An 18696-nucleotide genomic window follows, 5' to 3' on the forward strand; every position below is an offset into this window, starting at 1 on the left:
GAAGAAACTCTATTTATCCTCAATTCTGAAAATATAATGAAATACCGCCAAAACCCTTGCTAAAAATTCACGAGACTGATTACGATAGAAGCTCTCTGGGTTTTTAATATCCTGAGCATCAAAACCTAAAGCGTTCATATTTTTATTCCTTGCAAAGAATAATGCCCTCAAATTGTGATAACCTTGCGAGACAATGATGATATTGTTTTCATTATACAATTCTTTGCATCTTTTAATGCTGGCTTGGGTGTTAAAACCTTTAAAATCTTTAATGATAATGGACTCTGGCACGCCTTTCTGATAGACCAAAAAGTTTTTCATTGCCGTAGGCTCATCATAACCTTTGCTTTTTTCTCCACTCACAATAATTTTTTTGATTTTCCCGTGATGGTACAGCAATGCCGCTGCATCCATTCTCGACACAAAATACGGATTGGCATTACCTCCCATAGTTTTCGGGGAAGTTCCCAATACCAATGCCGTTTGCCGAGGTGGAATCTTGGAGATTTTGGTATAAGTACGCCCATTGGTAAGAGCATAAACCCAAATATTCGCAATCATCATCAGCAAAACCCCTATTTCAATAAGGTTGAAAAAAGCATTTAATATGTTGAGAATTCGTTTCAAATTTTGTCAAAATCTATTTTGATATTCTGGCTCAGAGCGAAAGACATACACGCTAATATTTTTCCTTGAGCTTCTTCTCTTTCCGTTAGATATTCGTTTTCTAAAAGTTCCACATCGCCCTCCAAAAGTTGACATTCGCAACTACCACAAATCCCTGATTTACAAGAAAAAGGTACTTTAAAATTTTGCATTGATAAACTTTGCAAAATCTTATTTCTATTGTCTGGCAACACCGTATGAAACACCTCTCCATTGAATTGAAATTCTACTTTCACCTGCTCCACCAAAGGAAACTCAGCCTCTACAGGATAGATATCATCATTATAAGTTTCAAACAATTCAAAATGGATGTTTTTCTTAGGAATACCATTGTTGTAACACGCATTGGCTAAGGATTTTATCATTTCTCCTTTACCACAAATTAACACTTCATCTACAGAATCCCAAAGGGTTACCTCCTCATCGGTATCATCTATCATCATCAGTTGATTGATAATCAAATCCAAGCGTTTATCATCCAAGCGACCTTCGTAGAGTGGGTTTCCTATTTTTTCTTGTGAATAAAAATAATAGACTTCAAGGCGTTCACCGTATTGTGATTTTAATAATTCTAATTCCTCTCTGAAAGCCACCTCTTCCCTATTTTTATTACCGTAAAATAGGAGCAATCTGCTCCGCGGTTCTGAATGTAAAATATGTTTGAAATGGCTCAAAATAGGGGTAATACCAATACCTGCCGCAAAGCCTAAAATGGTACGAAATTCCGCTGGTTTTGATATTAAAGTAAAACGTCCATTAGGCTCTCCAACTTCCAATATATCACCTATGTTATAATGTTTATATAAAATTTCACTTGAACTATTTTCAGAATTACACTTGATGCCCAAAGCAATGGTCCCTTCATAAGGTGCAGAAGTAATGGAGTAATCTTTGATGAATGTTTTGCCTCCGTGATGAAACTTCACTGAAACATATTGCCCTGCTTCAAAGCGAAAAGCTTCTTGCCATTCGCTCGGAATTTCAAATTCTAAGAAAAAGGTATTTTTGGTCAGTTGCTCTTTTTTCACTATTTTTAGCGGGTGAAAAGTAGGCTGTTTTGCTTTTGGTAAAATTGTCTCCATAATTCTAACCACAAAAGTAATGAATTTTATGAAAAAACTTTTTTTATCACTCGGTATTTTAGCATTATTTACGGCTTGTAAAAAAGAGAACAACGCAACGGAAACGATACCAACGGAAGTGCCTGAAGTACCATCTATTGCAGAGTCTTATATGCCCAAAGAGTACAGCACCGAGCAAATCAATGAGCTGATTAATACTAAAAACGATACGCTCTATATCACCAATTTTTTTGCAACTTGGTGTGGACCTTGCGTGAGAGAATTGCCCCACTTTACAGAAAAAATGACAGAATTAAAAGGAAAGCCTGTGAAATTTACTTTCATCAGTGTAGATGAAAAAACGGATTGGGGAAGCAAGGTTACTAGTTTTGTAAAAGAGCACGGCATAGAAGCGAATACCGTGCTGTATGACGCGGCTAATATGCCTCAAGACTTTACAACGCGTAATTTTAAAGAATGGAATGCCAGCTCTATTCCTTTTACCTTTATGAGAAAAGGCGATAAAACCAATGAAACTGTGGGGATGATGACCAAAGATGAGCTTAATGCCAAAATAAAATCTTTTCAATAATATTAAATTTTTGTTGCATAAATTCTAAACCAATCTTTTGTAGAAAGGATTGGTTTAAGTTTTAGTGAAAACTTGATTGTCTGTGAGCAAAACCTTTTTTTATTTCATCATCACTTTATTGATTTTGACGCTAGTTTCCGTCATTATCAATCTCAATGTGGGATTTATTCCCCTTTCTTTTGCAGATTTTTTTTCTGAAACGGAACATTCTCAGATTGCTGAACTGCGAATCAATCGGGTCTTGGTGATGCTTTTGGCAGGAATTGCAGTGCCTACTTCTGGGTTTTTGTTGCAAGAATATTTTCAAAATCCATTGGCAGGTCCTTCGGTATTAGGGGTAACCTCTGTAGCCAGCCTAAGTGTGGCTTTCTACATCTTTTTTTCTCAAAATATTTTCCTTCCAGAGTGGCTTCAGAATAGCTTTATCGGGGTAGCGGCTATTGTGGGAAGCTTGATACTGATGCTATTACTATTGGCGTTTTCTCACAGATTCCGAGATAAAAGTTTTCTCATTATCTTCGGATTTTTAGTTTCGGCATTGGCTGGTGCGGTGATTTCTATTTTGCAGTTGTATGCGGACAATCAGAGCCTAAAAAATTATATTCTTTGGAGCTTTGGGGCTAATAATCAAGTGACTAAAAATCAGTTAATCATTTTAAGTATAATGGTTGCTTTGGGATTGATACTCGGTTTTAAAAGTATAAAACCATTGATAGGCAACGCTTTTGGGATACAGTATGCCCAGAGTTTAGGGGTAAATCTTTCCCGATTAAAATATTTGGTTATCATCGCATCCTCTTTATTATCGGCTTCTGTTACAGCATTTTTAGGGCCTATTTTATTCATCGGTATCGTGGTACCCCACTTTTGCAGAATGATATGGAACCCTGCAAAGCTTTGGCAACAATGGATTTTAAATCTTCTATTAGGAATGCTGATGATGGAGTTATTTTCTATTTTATCAGAAATTTCTCAATTACCCATTAATATCATCACCTCTTTATTTGGAATTCCTGTAATTCTCGCAATGATGCTGAAAAGTAAATATTAATTCCATTATGTTTTTAGAACTCAAAAATCTCAATATTGGTTATAAAACACCATTGGTAAGCAATATCAATGCGGGGTTGGACTTGGGTGATGTCTGCCTGCTGATAGGGAATAATGGCGTGGGAAAAACCACACTTATCAAAACCATTCTTAATCAGATTCCCACATTATCTGGGAGCATCGCTTTGCAAGGTAAAAATATCGCCCATTGCTCGGCTCAGGATATTGCAAAACAAATAGCTGTAGTGTTTTCTAAGGCGACAATTCCTCTGGGCTATACTGTGGAAGATTTGATTGCGTTGGGAAAATACATTCATTATCCTTATTATTTTGAATTAAATTCTGAAGATAAGGCGGAAGTTACCGACTTGATTTCCCAATTGAATCTAAGCCAATACCGTCACTTTCCCCTGCAAAAACTTTCTGATGGGAATCTACAAAAAGCTTTTATTGGCAGGGCCTTTGCCCAGCATTCCCCGTTGATCATCTTAGACGAACCTACCACGCATCTGGATGAGGATAATAAAGTGATGATTTTGAAACTCCTCAGAGATTTTGCCAAAAAACATCATAAAATCATTCTATTTTCCTCTCACGATTGGCGTTTGGCGAAAACTTTTGCAGATAAAATTTGGTTTATCAAAGGGCAAAAGCTTTATTCTGGAATAGCGGAAGATGTCCTTGCAGTCCACGAAGAGCTATCTCATCCTTTATATTTTAACGATGGGGATTTTCAACCGCCATGCATCATCGCCCCAGATTTGCAAAGAGAATTGCTATTAGAATTTTTACAAAAACATTTCCAGAACAATCTTTCTTCTTTCACTTTTGAATGGCATTCTTCACAATGGCATTTGAATTTTGAAAATAAAACGCATCAGGCTAAAAATTTTGAAGAAATACTCTGGTGGCTAAAAGAGAGATTAGAGGTTAGAGGTTAGATGTTAGAAGCTAGAGGCTGTTATCATTATACGCTATAACACTCTTCGCTGAGATAAAAATACCATCGTTATACGCTGTAACAACCTTCGCTGAGATGAAAATACCATCGTTATACGCTATAACAACCTTCGCTGAGATGAAAATACCATCGTTACACGCTATAACAACCTTCGCTGAGATGAAAATACCATCGTTACACGCTATAACAACCTTCGCTGAGATGAAAATACTATCGTTACACGCTATAACAACCTTCGCTGAGATGAAAATAGCATCGTTATATCCTATAATAACCTTCGCTGAGATGAAAACAATCAATAAAGCCGACTTCTAATCATTGTAAGTCGGCTTTTTATCATTCTATTCTTTAATGATTTTCACAGATGAATGTCCTCTTGGTGTGCTAATATTCAGAATATAAACTCCTTTAGCAAGTGAAGCAACATTGGTTTCCTTTCCTGTAAATGCTTTTATGAATCTCCCCTCTACAGAATAGATTTCGGTTTTCAAAATATTTTCAGAAGTTTGGATTTTTAGAATATCCTTTACAGGATTGACGATTTTAAAATCCGTAGCTTTCACTTCTTTTACCGAAAGTCCTGCGGTACAAGAGGCATCATATACATCTTCTTTCCCAGCCAACATCTGCCATCCTTTATCTGTAAGCAATTGATTTCTATAATTTTTTCCTGCATCTCCATATTTTACACCTTTCGCGGAAAACTTCAAGCCAGAGGGCGTATTAGCGTTGGTAGCCCAAGCCTTTAAAAGCTTGGTGTAATTGTCACAGCTCATTCCTGAATCATCTAGAAAGTTTTCAATATCATTGGTTTTTGAAATATCAAAATGACTTAAATCCTGATTGAACGCTGCCGCTCCAGAAAACATTTCATAAAACTTAATCACATTGCTGGTATTCCATTTTGATAAATCTTGGTTAAAAACAGTATTATCACGGAACATACGCTCCATACGCTCTACATTGCTGGTATTCCATTGACCAATATTTTGGTTGAACTGACCATTATTAGGGCTTGAAGAAGCAAACATCAGCCCCATTGTTTTTACATTGCCTGTATCCCACGCACTAATATCAGAATTGAAACGATAGGCACCATTAAACATCCCACTCATATCCCTTACATTAGAAACATTCCATTGGTTGATGTTGGGAATCTCCACAATAGAAGTACAATTATTAAATAGATTTGCCATATCTGTTACTCCACTAAAATCTGGAATATCAGTAGCTGTAATCACAAGATTGATACAATTGTGAAACATTCTAGACACGGTACTTCCCCAGCGGTGATTCCCCCATTGCAACAGCTCTTTTAGTTCAGCCGCTTCACTCTCTTGTGTCTGACCGATGAGCAGGGCAAAATTGTCTGATGTAGGTGTTATCTTCACAATATAAGCTCCAGATGATGGTAAATCTATCAGCGTTTTGATTTCATCTTGTAGCACTCCGCTTCCAGATATAGATGGGCTTCCCACTTTTTCATAAGTAAATGTGGCTGTACCACGATTGTTGATGGCAATTTGTTTATCCGCCGTACCACTAGTTTCCCATCTGGTAATGATAGGATTGCTCTGTCCTAATGCCACCACTCCGATGGTCATTGCTGATAATAATAAAGTTTTACGCATTGTTTTGATAATTAAATGATTTTTATAAATTTTTATTTTTTTCCTGATTGTTTTAATTCAATTTTATTGATTTGCTTTTTAAAGCGTTGCTTTCACACCCAGACCAATATTAATCCCTGGGAGTGGTGCAATGTATTTCAAAAGAGAATTTTGAGGGCGTGCCGTTTCGTTGAGGAGATTGGTTCCAAAGAGGTAAAATTCCATAGGCATTTTGCTTATTTTTGCACGATAAGATAGCCTTGCACTCATCAAGTGATAAGCGGGCATTGGTAATTCAACATCTATATTTCTGCCTAAATATTTTTGTTCCAAATACTTATCCCAAGAGATATTTGCGGTAAACCGATGAATGGCTCCCGATATACCCAAACCCAATCGGCTTGTAGGCATATTAGGCATAAAATCTCCATCGGTACGTTTTCGGAATTCATCGTCCGAAGTATTTTTATTTCTTACCCAATCAAAGAAACCTGTCAGTTCTATGGCGGCATTTTCATTCAGTTTCCATTGATAGGCGACATTGGCTTCCACACCTTCTACTTGGGTATTCCCTGCCCGCCATTCTCTTACCACAAAGCCATTTCTGGTGATGCCTGTATGCCCCAGATACATATAGTTCTGAAAATAAGTACTATAAACCGAAGCCGATATTTTTAGATTTTTGTAATCTACCCCTATACCCAATTCTAAGGCGGTGGCTTGCTCTTTATTCAGCTGGTCATCTCCATTTTCCTCAATGAGCAAAGCGAAATGGTCATTACCCGTGTAGAGTTCATTCACTTCAGGGGCTCGCTCAGAATGATTAAAACGGGCATTGATGTAATAGTTTTTAAAGACATTCCATCGGGCTGAAATATTAAACTGATTCAATCCGAAAAATCTTTTTTGCAAATTTCCTCCAGCTCTTCCTCTTCCCTTCACATAGCCTGTGCTGGGTAATGCTTCCCTCACAACTTCATCGTGACGAAAGCCTAAATCTAGACTTAGAAAATGAAAATTAAGATGCTGCAAGGTGAAAAAACCGATTTCTTTGCTAAGGGAATTGGGCATATAGCGATGTTTTCCGCTACCTTCCATTTTTCTGTATTCAAAGTCGATTCCCGAAGTTCCTGAAAGGAAAGACCTTTTCTGCTGCTCTAGCTCCCAGCGAACGCCGTGTTGATTGATTTTGAACAAATTGGCATGTTTATCTCCCAGAAGCTCTGTGTTTTCACTATACTGTCCAGCATATTTTAGCTTCATTGATTTTATAAAAAAATCCGAAAAACGCATTCCTGATTCGGAAATAAACCGATGATTTCTCAAATCAATGTTGATAGGTAAAAGAATGGTGGATACTTCATCATTAGAATGGTCGTTACTCCCGTGGCTATGGCGATGCATTACTTCCCCATAATAAGCGTACCCAGGAATACCATAGTAAGAATAATGACCTTCATACCCAATGCCAGTATAGAATCTATCTCCTATATAGCTTATGCCAAGATTAGCACTTCGCTTCTCGGCGTGGCTGTTGGGCATTCTCCCTTTTGAGGTTTTCACCCAGTCATTAATGCTTTCTACATAAGAAATATAGCGGTCTTTTTCGGGGTCTTGTCCTGCTACATAGAGTGGATTTTTAGGATTATCTTTATAAGACATTGTGGCTCTATCAAAATATTGAGCTTCAAAGGTGTATTTATCATTTTCGCTCAGTTCCCAAACAGGATTATCAATATTATCTAGCACAAACTGATTGAGATACGGAAACAACGTTACATTCAGCCGATGCCCAGAAACCACATTCATCTGACACATCGCTTGCATAATGGAGCTAAACCCTACCACCCGTAGGTCTCTACAGTAGTCTGATTTCGTTTCATTTGGAATTTTCACGAAATCTCTATCTCTGGCAGATGCACTGATATGCCAACTGAGCTTTTTTCCTACATTGCCTTCTACTTTTAGGCTTTGCTGGAAACCATCATTAGAAGTACCTTCTAAAAATAAGGTGGCGGAAGCACTGCTATCAAACCGTTGAACGGGGAGGCTCCTATTTTGGATATTAACAGCCCCTCCTATGGCCTTACCTCCGTATAACACTGCCGCAGAATTTTTATAAACCTCCATCCTTTGGGTACTTTCTGCATCGAAATCCACATTATAATCTGGGCTGATTCCAGACAAATCATTCATCGCAATGCCATTTCTAAGAATCTTAACCCGATTTCCTGCAAGACTCCGTATCATAGGCGTTCCTGCATTAGGACCATAGTAATTGTTCTGAATACCAGATATTTTACTCAATGTTTCCCCAAGGGTATTGCTTTTAATTACATCTAGGTAATCTCTAGAAATTGAGGTAATAGCCTTGGACTTGTTCTGTTTCCCGATAATGGTAACAGCCTGAATGTTTTGCGTTGTTAGTGTATCTTTTTTAGAAACTTGTGCAAACACATTCCCACTTCCCATTGCTAAAACAGCAAGGGCGATATATCTATTTTTCATTAAAATAAAATTAAATTTTAGATTGTAATGATTAGATTTTAAACCATCACTATGCAAGACCATCAATAAATCTTGATGGAATAAAACCATACGCAATGCTTCAACCCTCTAAAAAGATTGATTTATTGCTTAAAAACAAATTGAAAATCTAAAATCTGATGGGTGGTCCCCTTAAAAAAGAAATAGAATAAGCATCTGAAAGAAAGGCTGATGCTTTATAAAAAGGAACGGAATAAACATCTTGTATTTTGATTTCTGAAAGATAAAAAAACGTCTGAACCGATGGTTCATAAATCAAAGTTTGAAACAAGCAGACCGAACAATCATTAGCCGCTTTCCCTTGTCCTTTTTCAGAATGTTCTACCTCGTGATGCTGATGAAGTGAGGTATAATGAACACCATAGTTAGCCCACAGAAAAAGACTAACCATAGCCAACACCAATGATTTCTTAAACAGATGGTTATGTTTCCAAAGAAAATTCATCCCTGCAAAAGTACGATTTTTAGGCGTTTTTTGCAAGACAGACCTCGGGTACATCCATTAAAAAAGAGGCATTTTTAATAAACACCTCTTTCTATTTTTATCTATACCCAAAGTTTTTTAAATCCCGCTCGTTCTTACGCCAATCTTTTTTCACTTTTACAAAAAGATTAAGATGGATTTTCTTATCAAAAAACTTCTCTAAGTCCAGTCGGGCTTGTGTACCTACTTTTTTGATGGCTTCCCCCTTATGTCCTATGAGGATTCCTTTCTGTGTATCTCGCTCTACATAGATGATAGAATCAATGAAAATGATGCCTTCTTGCTCCTTGAAAAGTTCTGTAACCACCTCTACAGAGTATGGAATTTCCTTTTCGTAATTTAGAAGGATTTTCTCTCTAATAGCTTCATTGACAAAGAAACGCTCTGGCTTATCCGTAAACTGGTCTTTATCATAATAAGGCGGATTTTCTGGCATCAGAGATTTTAGCTTTGGTAAAATCAGCTGGGTATTAACACCTTCCAAAGCAGAAATTGGCAAAATCTCCGCTTTCGGAATTTGCTGATGCCAAAATTCAATCACCGCTTCCAAATCTTGCTGATTAGACGCATCTATTTTATTGATGAGAATCAGCACCGGAACAGGGATTTTATTGAGCTTATCTATGAGAAATTCAGACGGTTCGGTTTTGTCCGTAATATCTACAATGAAGAGAAAAGCATCGGCATCTTGTAAAGAATCTTTCACAAAATCCATCATTTTCTCTTGCAACTCGTACTTCGGTTCCAAAACGCCTGGGGTGTCTGAGAATACAATTTGAAGATCTTCTTCATTATAAATCCCAAAGATACGATGCCTTGTAGTTTGTGCCTTTCGGGTAACTATCGCGAGTTTCTCTCCCATCAACTGATTGAGCAAGGTAGATTTTCCTGCATTAGGTTTTCCCACGATATTTACGAATCCGGCTTTATGTGTTGTCAAAATTATAAATATTTATAGGTTATGATTTTAAAAATCCATTGTAAAAGGTGCTTCCTCATCACTTTCTATTCCTAAAGCTTCATAGATGTATTTAAAGGTCGAAAGTAAAACGGGTTTCCCTGCAATAATGCACACATTGTGTTCAAAATGAGCAGATGGCGTATTGTCTTTGCTGGTAACCGTCCAGCCATCTTTATGAAATATCACTTCGTGTGTTCCGAGGTTAATCATTGGTTCTATCGCCAATGCGATACCATCTTTTAGCACTTTTCCACTGCCTTTTCTTCCGTAGTTGGGTACCTGTGGGTCTTCGTGCATTTTTCGCCCTACGCCGTGCCCTACCAATTCTCTCACCACGCCATAGCCGTGGGCTTCGCAATGGGTTTGTATGGCATTAGAGATATCCCCTACACGTTTTCCTCTCACACATTGGGCAATGCCTTTGTAAAGAGATTCTTTGGTCACTTCTAGAAGTTTTTTGGTTTCTGGGGCTACTTCTCCTACTTCAAAAGAATAAGCGTGGTCACCATAAAACCCATTCATATAAACGCCACAATCTACGGATAAAATATCGCCCTCCTTCAATGGTTTATCATTGGGGATTCCGTGTACCACTTCTTCGTTAGGTGAGATGCATAGGTTTTTGGGAAATCCGTACATTCCTAAAAAAGCTGGTTCGCCCCCATTATCACGGATGAATTCTGCTGCTATTTTATCAATATAATTGGTGGTTACACCTGGTTTTATTTCCTTGGCTACCATTCCTAAAGTCTTGGAAACCAACTGAGCACTTTCTCGCATTAAGCGAAGTTCCTCTATCGTTTTGAGTTGAATCATTCTAAAATTTTTATCCTAAAAGGTTTTTTCAGTTTAATTGATTTTTACCAAAAAAGTCCTTTTTTCTTTTCTTTTTTCAGTTTGGAATATGGCAAAACTTCTTTTCCTTCTACTCGGAATTCTATTTTTTCATTGATGATGTTATAGACCTCTCCCCAGCCTGGGAATCCCCCTAAGTTTCTATCATCGATGAATAAATCTGCATCAAGTTTTCTGGAAGCCGTGTTACCATCAAAAACTTCTCCTTCAAAGCTAGAATTAACGGCATAAAACTCTATTCCATTTTTACGGCAAAATTCCACAGCTTCATCCAAAGTTTTACCGTGTCTGTAAGTCCAAAGAATGAGTCTATACCCTTCTGATTGAAGTTTTTTCAAAGTTTCAAAGGCAAATGTTTTGGCTTTTCCAATCCCTGGATAGGCATCTTCCACAATGGTACCATCAAAGTCTATTGCCAGTTTTTTATTACTTTTCATCATAATTCTTCTATTTTACCGACAAAGATACAAAAATAAAGCCTGAAAAACACGAGATGTTTCACAGGCCTTTATGAAGTGTGGTATTCACTTAGCTTTTAATCCACTTAAATTGATATTCCAAATCTGGCGTTGCTATTCTATCGGTAATTCTTTGCAACCTTGCTGGGAGCTTCATTAGGAACTCTTGGGCTTTTTGGGCTTTTTCATTCAGACCAGAGATATGCTCTATTTTCCAATCCTCTAGCAATCCTTTAAGAATATCGATATAATCTTGTGCGGTGTAAACCATACAACGCTGGGCAGCATCTGAAAAATGCGACCAAAGTTCGCCTGCTTTTTGTCCGCTTTCTCTCATCATATGGGCAGGCATCACAATTTTTTTCCTCATCATATCTTCAAAGGCTAGCATCATCTCCGATGGGTCTAATTCAAAAATTCTGGTGATAAAATGCTTATAGGCCTTGGCGTGTCTTGCTTCATCTGCTGCAATCACAGCACACATTTTAGCCAATTTTTTGTTGCCACTTTGTTTGGCGAAAGTCCCAACCCTTCTGTGCGAAATATTGGTGGCGGTCTCCTGAAAACTGGTATAAACAAAATTGCGGTAAGGGTCCATTGAGGTGCCCAGGTCAAAACCATCTTGAATTAAATATTGCGTGGTAATTTCTACCTCTCTCATATTCACTCTTCCGCATAGGTAGAGGTATTTATTGAGAAGGTCGCCGTGGCGGTTTTCCTCTGCCGTCCAGCATCTTACCCAATGGCTCCAGCTATTACCTTCCTCTTGTTCTACGCCATCTATCCCCATTATCCAACTTTCATAGCTCGGTAATGCCTCTTCGGTGATACAATCGCCAATGAGGGTTACAAAGAGGTCATAGTCCATATCTTGGGCGAAGTGTTGCAACTCCTGAAGCTCATAAGTGAAATTTTCTGAAGTGGTATCTGGCAAAAAATCTGAAGGTTGCCAAATTTTTTCTACTGGCGTTAAATAACTATCTATGAAAGAATTAACTTCCTTACTTAAGGTTTTCATCACCTCTAATCTTACGAGCTTGTTGTACATTTTGACTTTGTATTAGATTTCATTGGGCGAAGGTACAAAATTATTATTTAATACATAGTATAAATTGTAAACTAAACGGAATTTAATGTATTTAGTCCATTCTAGATACACTTTCTAATCTAAAAAGCAACCTTTGTGGGGTTGCTTTTTTGTGTTGGCTTATTGCTTTATGATTTTCTGTGTAATAACGCCTTCGTCTGTGGTTATTTTTACCATATATATGCCTTTTGCTAAATCTTGCACTTGAGTATTACCTTTGAACAATACCTTTGCCAACTGCCCTGCCGTGTTGTAGATTTCTATTTTCTCTACTTTGGCAGTGATTTTTATAGTGAGGTTTTCCTTTACAGGGTTGAGGATTTGCAGATGGTTTTCTGCTTTTATCTCTGTGGTAGAGAGGGTTGGGTAGTTGCAGTTATCGCTGTATGAAGCGTGGGAGTCTTTCTTCCAATTAGCAGTAGAAAAAATTGTACGATCTACCTGAATACACGTTAAATTATTATTACCATTCATTTCAGCGTAGCGTAGCCTTTTGTTATTTCCATTTGCTAAATTAAGTTGTATAAGTTGGTTATTAGAACTATTTAATTTCTCCAAAATTGTATTTTTAGCCAAATCCAACTTCTTAAGTTGGTTATTAGAACAATTCAGCTCCCTTAAATCTGTATTCCTACTCACATCCAAATTTTTAAGTTGATTACCATTGCAATATAAATCGATCAAAGCTTTATTTTTACTCACATCTAAATTTACAAGTTGATTACCATCACAATATAAACTAGTCAAAGTTGTATTCTTACTTACATCTAAGCTCGTTAGTTGGTTATTACTACAACCTAAAATTTGTAAAGCTGTGTTATTGCTTACATCTAAACTTGTTAGTTGATTATCACCACAACTCAACCAACCCAAAGCTTTATTTTTACTCACATCCAAATTTGTAAGTCGGTTATTATGACATTGTAAAAAACCTAAAGCCGTGGCACCGCTTACATCTAAACTCGTGAGTTGATTATCATAACAATCTAAACTACTCAAAGCTTTATTTTTACTCACATCCAAATTTATAAGTTGGTTACGAGAGCATTCTAAGTAATGTAAAGTCGTATTCTTGCTTACATCTAAATTAGTTAGTTGATTTTTATAGCACACTAGTCTTTGTAAAGCCATATTCTTGCTTACATCTAAATTTGTAAGTTGGTTATAAGAGCAATCTAAACTTGTTAAAGCTGTGTTCTTGCTTACATCTAAATTGGTAAGTTGGTTTTCATAGCAAGATAAATCTTTTAAAACTGTATTTTTACTTACATCCAAATTGGTGAGTTGATTATTGCCGCAATTTAATCTTTGTAAAGCAGTGTTCTTACTTAAATCCAAACTCGTCAGTTGGTTACTATGGCACACTAATTCTTGCAAAGCCGTACTTTTGCTTACATCTAAATTGGTAAGTTGGTTTTCATAGCAAGATAAATCTTTTAAAACTGTATTTTTACTTACATCCAAATTGGTGAGTTGGTTTTTATAACACACTAGTTTTTGTAAAGCCGTATTCTTACTTACATCTAAACTCATAAGGCTGTTATCATAACATATCAATTCTTGTAATGCTACACTCTTACTTACATCTAATTGCACAAGATAGTTAGCAACACAATTTAATGTTTGCAATACTGTATTCTTACTCAAATTAAGGCTATGCAAGGAGTTTCCAGAACAATCCAATCCTATTACATTCACAAAAGCCTCTATACCTTCAAGAGTGTTGATTTGTTTCTTACTTACATTAATGTTCCCCGTATAATCCCTTGCCTCACCATAAGAAATCTCTGTATCTCCATTGGTATTAATAGAGGTATTTTCCACCAATGCTTTCTTAAAATTAGCATCAGGGATATTTACTATATCCGTATCGGCTTGTCCGTAGGCAGTTCCCATAACCGCCATTGTTAAAATTGTAATTATTTTTTTCATTATTTTTTAGTTATTTAAAAATTTTGGTATAAATTCCTTTTCCAAGACTTCTTTTGCAAAGGTCTCAGGTTTTTCACACTGCTCTCTCAGTATATCCAAATCTATGATTATATCCTCGGTAATATCACTGATAAAAGTCCATTTCAGCCAAAGATGTAGTCTATTATTCCAATCATATGGTCTTATAGCCGTGATAATGGTATCAAAAGGTTTGTATTCCTCATATTTTTCAGAAAGATACTCCGCAGATGTTTTAGTATCACTCCAAGTATTAATGATAGTTTTCTTACCATCTTTTTCATACACTGCCAAAAAATCATATTCATATTCTGGAAATTCCTTTTCTCGGGAATCAAAGACAAATGTATATCCTTGCTCCAATAACCATTTTTCTATCCAACCACATAAGGTGGTTTTTCCTGTACCTGCTCTGCCTTGTATTAAAAATGTTTTCATTATAAAAAATATTAAAATTATTTCCCTACTCGTTGGCTTTTCGGGTTCCACCTTTTATTTTCCGCTCTTCGGATAGCAGTTTTTGTTCTTTTTATACCTTTCGGTAGATAATATTCACCTTTCGGAGGGGCTTTTTTACCATCCAAAAGACCTCCAAGACCTCTCATAAAACCTTTTTTATCTTTCGTATCACTTCTGCGGTCTTTTGGGATACCTTTTTCATCTTATCAAAGACCTTTTTGGTCTTCTATAAGACCATTTTAGTCTTCTTAATCCTCTAAAAGGTCTTTCGGAGGGTCTCCAAGGTCTTTTCTTGGGTTTTATGCACCTTCCGTAGGGTTATTTTTATCTTCCGTTGGCTGGTTGCCCTTTCTCGGTCGCTTAAAAAACTGCTTTTGGTCTTCGTACTTCTGCTCAAACCCCACTGCCTTACTCTTCGCCTTAAACTGCGTGTAGGCATAGTCTGAAAGGCTATCCTGATAGTTATCAAAATCGTGAAAGATTTTGGAGTTGTTGCATCTGATAGAGAGATTATTGAGCCTACTGATAACTTGCTCCAAGAAATTTCTGGACTTGAAATCCTTCTCAAACTCTTCCCAATCCACATCTGGTGTGCGGAGGTTCGGCTGGGTTTGGGCATAATCTCTCGTTTTGTGGATAAAAAGCTTGTTCTGCTCATTTACCCTGCCGTATTTGTTGCGGTCTTCTGGAGTTAGGTTGATGGATAGGCTCTGCATAGCCGTTTCTAATTGTGCCAAAGCATCGCTGATTGCCTTGATTTGTTCATCACTTAGATGACTGTTGTTTAGATTACTAATGCTCATTTTTTATAAAATTAAATGTTAATTTGACATTTGAAGTTTAAGATTTCCCCTCTCTACAAAAGGATAACCTCGCAGAGACGAGGGATTTAAACAAAAAAAATCCATTCCGAAGACCCAATGCCTCCGAAATGGATTTTTTCATTATTCTATAAAAGAAATTTACCCTAAATTTTACGCTGAACGCTGAACGCTGAACGCTGAACGCTGAACGCTGAACGCTGAACGCTTTCGCATCTCAAAGATACGGAAAATCAAAGATTTATGCAAATTTATAAAAGGTAAAAACATTATTTTATCAAAAAAAATGATGCGATAAAGATAATAAAATTTTCGGTTATGTAAAAAATATGAATAAGAGCTTATCTTGATTTTTTGAAAAACAATACAGCTGGTAATGGAGACAAACTCACAATAAAAAAAGACCTCAAAAAGAGGCCTTTGAAACTTGATACTAATCTAAAACTATGCACCATATTCGGTTTCATAATCTTTCATAGAGGCATTGATAACCTTTCTTGCGTGGTCTGCCCCGTAGATATCATCTATTCTGCATTTTGCAGGCTCATCTGGTAAATTTTTATAAGTAAGAAAGTAGTGCTTCAATCTCTTTACTTCAGCCTCTGGAAGCTCAGATATATCTCTAATGTGTCCAAAAGCGTGGTCGCCTACCATTACAGCGACTATTTTATCATCGGCTTCGCCTTTATCTATCATTTTAAACCCTCCGATAGGAATAGCTTCCATCAAGAAATCTCCTGCGTGGATGTTGTGTGAACTAAGAACACAGATGTCTAGTGGGTCTGCATCTCCCATTTCTACATCGGTAGAGCCATTTTCTATGGCAAGTTTTTTCACCTCCTCATCGCAATAAGTTTTTGGAACAAACCCATACAATGCTGGGATGATGTTTGAAAATTGCTGTGGTCTATCCACCTTTAAGAAACCACTTTCTTTATCAATCTCATATTTAATAGTATCTGATGGTACTATTTCTACAAAAACATTTACTACTTCTGGAGCTTTTTCTCCCGCAGAAATGCCGTGCCACGGATGGGCTTTAAATTTCGGTGTCATTATATTCTATTTTTTTTTAATTGCTTAATACTAATGCTTCTCTTTTTAATTCTTCTGTGGTCTGGGTAATAAAATCTTCTCCATTGATGTAGTTCATCAAAAACAAAGTTTTATAATCTTCCAAATTGGCATTGTTGCCCAACTGCTCATAAGTTTTACGAGCCAACTGCAAAACATTGTCTTTAGAATTCACAATATTCTGCCAAGAATTTTTAGAAATATACAACTTTTGAGAAATATTATATTCAAACTCTTCTTTAATACTTTTATTGATTAGAAATAAAAACTCGTGAGGTTTCAAATCTTTATCAAAATTGTTTACCAAATTAGAAGGCTTTATCCTTTCTAAAAACAAGGTCATCCTTTCATACGCTTGCAACTTGTGCTGCCCTCCCGATTTCAATGATAAAATCTGCAATTCTTTCTCTTTCAATCTAATATAAGCATAAACAAACTGCCTAAACAGAAGCACTAAAAATGCTAAAATCAATAATGCAAAAGCAGAAAAAATTATCGTTGTATCCATTACAAAAATTCGGGTGGCTAAATTACTAATTATTTTTAATAAATCACACCCATTTTGCCATCCTATTTTCTGATTTTATCCAATGCTCATCCTTCTTATCTCTATATTTAAATCTCAAAACCGTATCTTTGCAGAAATATGCGTTCCCACGCCTTTAATATTTAAGATTAAATTGATGAAAACCACTTTTGCAGATTTTGATTTACAAGAAAAAATTCTTGATGTATTGGCAGATTTAGAACTTTTTGAACCCACTCCTATTCAAGAAAAAAGTTTTAAACCAATACTCTCAGGGAGAGATATTATGGGAATTGCCCAGACGGGTACTGGGAAAACCCTCGCCTATCTCCTTCCTGTACTGAAAATGTGGAAGTATAATAAAAATAACAACCCTACCGTGTTAGTTCTTGTACCTACGCGAGAACTCGTGGTACAGGTTACCGAAATTTTAGAACAACTAACCCAGAACCTTACTACTAGAATTATAGGGGTCTATGGTGGTAAAAATATCAATACCCAGAAACTATTATTTGATAATGGTTGTGATATTTTGGTGGGAACACCTGGACGCGTGATGGATTTAGCCATAGATAATGCCATTACCCTCAAAGAAGTGCAGAAACTCATCATTGATGAATTTGACGAAATGCTCAATCTAGGGTTCCGCCCACAGCTCACTCACATCTTCGAAATGATGAGAGAAAAACGCCAAAACATTCTCTTTTCTGCGACAATGACCGAAGCTGTAGATGATATGCTGGATGAATATTTTGCCAATCCAATAGAAATCTCTTTGGCAAAATCGGGGACGCCATTGGAAAAAATAGAACAAACCGCTTATAAAGTTGAAAATTTTAATACTAAAATCAACTTGTTAAAGCACCTATTAGAAACCGATGGAGACCTTTCTAAGATATTAATTTTCAACAATAATAAACGACACGCTGATTTGCTATTCAATAGCATCAATGAATTGTTCCCAGAGCAGTTTGATGTCATCCACTCCAATAAATCTCAAAACTATCGTCTCAAAGCGATGAAATCCTTTGAAAATGAAGAAATCCGAGGACTCATCACTACCGATGTAATGGCAAGAGGGCTTGATATTTCTAACATTACCCATGTTATCAATTTTGAAGTTCCTGAAATTCCAGAACAATACATTCACCGAATTGGTAGAACGGGGCGTGCGGATAAAGATGGTAAATCTATCACTTTTGTTACCAAAAAGGAAGAAGCTTTACTATTAGACATTGAAGTTTTGATGGATAAAGAGCTTACGCTCTTGGATTTTCCACAAGAGGTAAAAATCAATCCTAAGAAAATAGCGTCTGAGCAGGATGAAGTGAAGATGAAAAATCCTAATATCGTAAAATTAGAAGAAGGCGGTGGAGCCTTTCACGAGAAAAAGGATAAGAATAAAAAAATTAATCTGGGTGGTCCTCATAAAAGAAAGCAACCTAAGTCTAAGCCTGGAGGCAATAGAGCTCAAGCGAAGGCGAAGTCAAAAGCCAAAAGGAAAAAATAACAAAATCAACCGCACTCTGTAATG

20 protein-coding genes are annotated in these 18696 nt (G+C 36.7%); 4 read left to right on the forward strand and 16 right to left on the reverse strand.

Going from position 1 to position 18696, the window contains the following annotated elements:
- Positions 1–9 precede the first annotated feature (9 nt).
- Together ACFFUE_RS01625 and ACFFUE_RS01630 are read right to left on the reverse strand one after the other, a co-directional pair.
- A complete protein-coding gene (locus ACFFUE_RS01625; RefSeq protein WP_376832556.1) occupies positions 10–564 on the reverse strand; it encodes a SanA/YdcF family protein in 555 nt (184 codons plus the stop codon).
- A 59-nt stretch (positions 565–623) separates the two neighbouring features.
- Positions 624–1748 carry a 2Fe-2S iron-sulfur cluster-binding protein gene (locus ACFFUE_RS01630; RefSeq protein WP_376832249.1) on the reverse strand — a complete coding sequence of 375 codons (1125 nt, stop codon included), beginning with the start codon at positions 1746–1748 and terminating at the stop codon, positions 624–626.
- A 28-nt stretch (positions 1749–1776) separates the two neighbouring features.
- Between ACFFUE_RS01630 and ACFFUE_RS01635 the strand changes: the two genes are divergently transcribed.
- From ACFFUE_RS01635 to ACFFUE_RS01645, 3 genes are all read left to right on the forward strand, one after another.
- On the forward strand, positions 1777–2319 hold the full coding sequence (locus tag ACFFUE_RS01635; RefSeq protein ID WP_376832251.1) for a thioredoxin domain-containing protein: 543 nt from the start codon (positions 1777–1779) through the stop codon (positions 2317–2319).
- A gap of 82 nt (positions 2320–2401) precedes the next feature.
- Complete coding sequence (locus ACFFUE_RS01640) at positions 2402–3370, forward strand: iron chelate uptake ABC transporter family permease subunit (protein ID WP_376832253.1); 969 nt, start codon at positions 2402–2404, stop codon at positions 3368–3370.
- A gap of 7 nt (positions 3371–3377) precedes the next feature.
- The gene (locus ACFFUE_RS01645; protein WP_376832255.1) at positions 3378–4310 is read left to right on the forward strand and encodes an ABC transporter ATP-binding protein; all 933 of its coding nucleotides are present in this window, start codon (positions 3378–3380) and stop codon (positions 4308–4310) included.
- 10 nt (positions 4311–4320) lie between these two features.
- On the opposite strand, the gene ACFFUE_RS01650 is transcribed toward ACFFUE_RS01645, so the two are convergent.
- From ACFFUE_RS01650 to ACFFUE_RS01715, 14 genes are all read right to left on the reverse strand, one after another.
- Positions 4321–4629: a hypothetical protein gene (locus tag ACFFUE_RS01650; protein ID WP_376832257.1), complete on the reverse strand. Its 309-nt coding sequence runs from the start codon at positions 4627–4629 to the stop codon at positions 4321–4323.
- Between the two features lie 42 nt (positions 4630–4671).
- On the reverse strand, positions 4672–5961 hold the full coding sequence (locus tag ACFFUE_RS01655; RefSeq protein ID WP_376832259.1) for a BspA family leucine-rich repeat surface protein: 1290 nt from the start codon (positions 5959–5961) through the stop codon (positions 4672–4674).
- Positions 5962–6039: 78 nt separating this feature from the next.
- Positions 6040–8448, reverse strand: a complete 2409-nt coding sequence (locus tag ACFFUE_RS01660; RefSeq protein WP_376832261.1) for a TonB-dependent receptor — start codon at positions 8446–8448, stop codon at positions 6040–6042.
- A gap of 148 nt (positions 8449–8596) precedes the next feature.
- Positions 8597–8986 (reverse strand): hypothetical protein, encoded by a 390-nt coding sequence (locus tag ACFFUE_RS01665; RefSeq protein WP_376832263.1) that lies wholly within the window; start codon positions 8984–8986, stop codon positions 8597–8599.
- Between the two features lie 43 nt (positions 8987–9029).
- Positions 9030–9911 carry a GTPase Era gene (gene era, locus ACFFUE_RS01670; RefSeq protein WP_376832265.1) on the reverse strand — a complete coding sequence of 294 codons (882 nt, stop codon included), beginning with the start codon at positions 9909–9911 and terminating at the stop codon, positions 9030–9032.
- 27 nt (positions 9912–9938) lie between these two features.
- Positions 9939–10748 carry a type I methionyl aminopeptidase gene (gene map / locus ACFFUE_RS01675; protein WP_376832267.1) on the reverse strand — a complete coding sequence of 270 codons (810 nt, stop codon included), beginning with the start codon at positions 10746–10748 and terminating at the stop codon, positions 9939–9941.
- A 44-nt stretch (positions 10749–10792) separates the two neighbouring features.
- Positions 10793–11224, reverse strand: a complete 432-nt coding sequence (locus tag ACFFUE_RS01680; RefSeq protein WP_327985349.1) for a BT0820 family HAD-type phosphatase — start codon at positions 11222–11224, stop codon at positions 10793–10795.
- A 91-nt stretch (positions 11225–11315) separates the two neighbouring features.
- Entirely contained in the window at positions 11316–12293 is a 978-nt protein-coding gene (locus ACFFUE_RS01685) for an acyl-ACP desaturase (RefSeq protein ID WP_376832269.1), read from the reverse strand.
- 159 nt (positions 12294–12452) lie between these two features.
- Positions 12453–14264 (reverse strand): leucine-rich repeat domain-containing protein, encoded by a 1812-nt coding sequence (locus tag ACFFUE_RS01690; protein WP_376832271.1) that lies wholly within the window; start codon positions 14262–14264, stop codon positions 12453–12455.
- A 6-nt stretch (positions 14265–14270) separates the two neighbouring features.
- A complete protein-coding gene (locus ACFFUE_RS01695) occupies positions 14271–14720 on the reverse strand; it encodes a hypothetical protein (RefSeq protein WP_376832273.1) in 450 nt (149 codons plus the stop codon).
- A 17-nt stretch (positions 14721–14737) separates the two neighbouring features.
- Complete coding sequence (locus ACFFUE_RS01700; protein WP_376832275.1) at positions 14738–14887, reverse strand: hypothetical protein; 150 nt, start codon at positions 14885–14887, stop codon at positions 14738–14740.
- A 153-nt stretch (positions 14888–15040) separates the two neighbouring features.
- The gene (locus tag ACFFUE_RS01705) at positions 15041–15544 is read right to left on the reverse strand and encodes a hypothetical protein (RefSeq protein ID WP_376832277.1); all 504 of its coding nucleotides are present in this window, start codon (positions 15542–15544) and stop codon (positions 15041–15043) included.
- A 462-nt stretch (positions 15545–16006) separates the two neighbouring features.
- Positions 16007–16618: an inorganic pyrophosphatase gene (locus tag ACFFUE_RS01710; RefSeq protein ID WP_376832279.1), complete on the reverse strand. Its 612-nt coding sequence runs from the start codon at positions 16616–16618 to the stop codon at positions 16007–16009.
- 16 nt (positions 16619–16634) lie between these two features.
- Positions 16635–17144, reverse strand: a complete 510-nt coding sequence (locus tag ACFFUE_RS01715) for a DUF7935 family protein (RefSeq protein ID WP_376832281.1) — start codon at positions 17142–17144, stop codon at positions 16635–16637.
- A gap of 175 nt (positions 17145–17319) precedes the next feature.
- Here ACFFUE_RS01715 and ACFFUE_RS01720 point away from each other — a divergent pair, with 175 nt between their 5' ends.
- The gene (locus ACFFUE_RS01720) at positions 17320–18672 is read left to right on the forward strand and encodes a DEAD/DEAH box helicase (protein WP_376832283.1); all 1353 of its coding nucleotides are present in this window, start codon (positions 17320–17322) and stop codon (positions 18670–18672) included.
- The last annotated feature ends 24 nt before the right edge of the window (positions 18673–18696 follow it).

Source organism: Bergeyella porcorum (assembly GCF_042427575.1).
Lineage (GTDB): Bacteria > Bacteroidota > Bacteroidia > Flavobacteriales > Weeksellaceae > Bergeyella > Bergeyella porcorum.

Coding starts and splice junctions, on each gene's coding strand:
- ACFFUE_RS01685 (WP_376832269.1), bottom strand. CDS start 12,293: ATGTACAACAAGCTCGTAAGATTAGAGGTGATGAAAACCTTAAGTAAG.
- ACFFUE_RS01710 (WP_376832279.1), bottom strand. CDS start 16,618: ATGACACCGAAATTTAAAGCCCATCCGTGGCACGGCATTTCTGCGGGA.
- ACFFUE_RS01660 (WP_376832261.1), bottom strand. CDS start 8,448: ATGAAAAATAGATATATCGCCCTTGCTGTTTTAGCAATGGGAAGTGGG.
- ACFFUE_RS01695 (WP_376832273.1), bottom strand. CDS start 14,720: ATGAAAACATTTTTAATACAAGGCAGAGCAGGTACAGGAAAAACCACC.
- ACFFUE_RS01645 (WP_376832255.1), top strand. CDS start 3,378: ATGTTTTTAGAACTCAAAAATCTCAATATTGGTTATAAAACACCATTG.
- ACFFUE_RS01690 (WP_376832271.1), bottom strand. CDS start 14,264: ATGAAAAAAATAATTACAATTTTAACAATGGCGGTTATGGGAACTGCC.
- ACFFUE_RS01625 (WP_376832556.1), bottom strand. CDS start 564: ATGATGATTGCGAATATTTGGGTTTATGCTCTTACCAATGGGCGTACT.
- map (WP_376832267.1), bottom strand. CDS start 10,748: ATGATTCAACTCAAAACGATAGAGGAACTTCGCTTAATGCGAGAAAGT.
- ACFFUE_RS01715 (WP_376832281.1), bottom strand. CDS start 17,144: ATGGATACAACGATAATTTTTTCTGCTTTTGCATTATTGATTTTAGCA.
- ACFFUE_RS01635 (WP_376832251.1), top strand. CDS start 1,777: ATGAAAAAACTTTTTTTATCACTCGGTATTTTAGCATTATTTACGGCT.
- ACFFUE_RS01700 (WP_376832275.1), bottom strand. CDS start 14,887: ATGAGAGGTCTTGGAGGTCTTTTGGATGGTAAAAAAGCCCCTCCGAAA.
- ACFFUE_RS01680 (WP_327985349.1), bottom strand. CDS start 11,224: ATGAAAAGTAATAAAAAACTGGCAATAGACTTTGATGGTACCATTGTG.
- ACFFUE_RS01630 (WP_376832249.1), bottom strand. CDS start 1,748: ATGGAGACAATTTTACCAAAAGCAAAACAGCCTACTTTTCACCCGCTA.
- ACFFUE_RS01720 (WP_376832283.1), top strand. CDS start 17,320: ATGAAAACCACTTTTGCAGATTTTGATTTACAAGAAAAAATTCTTGAT.
- ACFFUE_RS01705 (WP_376832277.1), bottom strand. CDS start 15,544: ATGAGCATTAGTAATCTAAACAACAGTCATCTAAGTGATGAACAAATC.
- ACFFUE_RS01655 (WP_376832259.1), bottom strand. CDS start 5,961: ATGCGTAAAACTTTATTATTATCAGCAATGACCATCGGAGTGGTGGCA.
- ACFFUE_RS01665 (WP_376832263.1), bottom strand. CDS start 8,986: ATGTACCCGAGGTCTGTCTTGCAAAAAACGCCTAAAAATCGTACTTTT.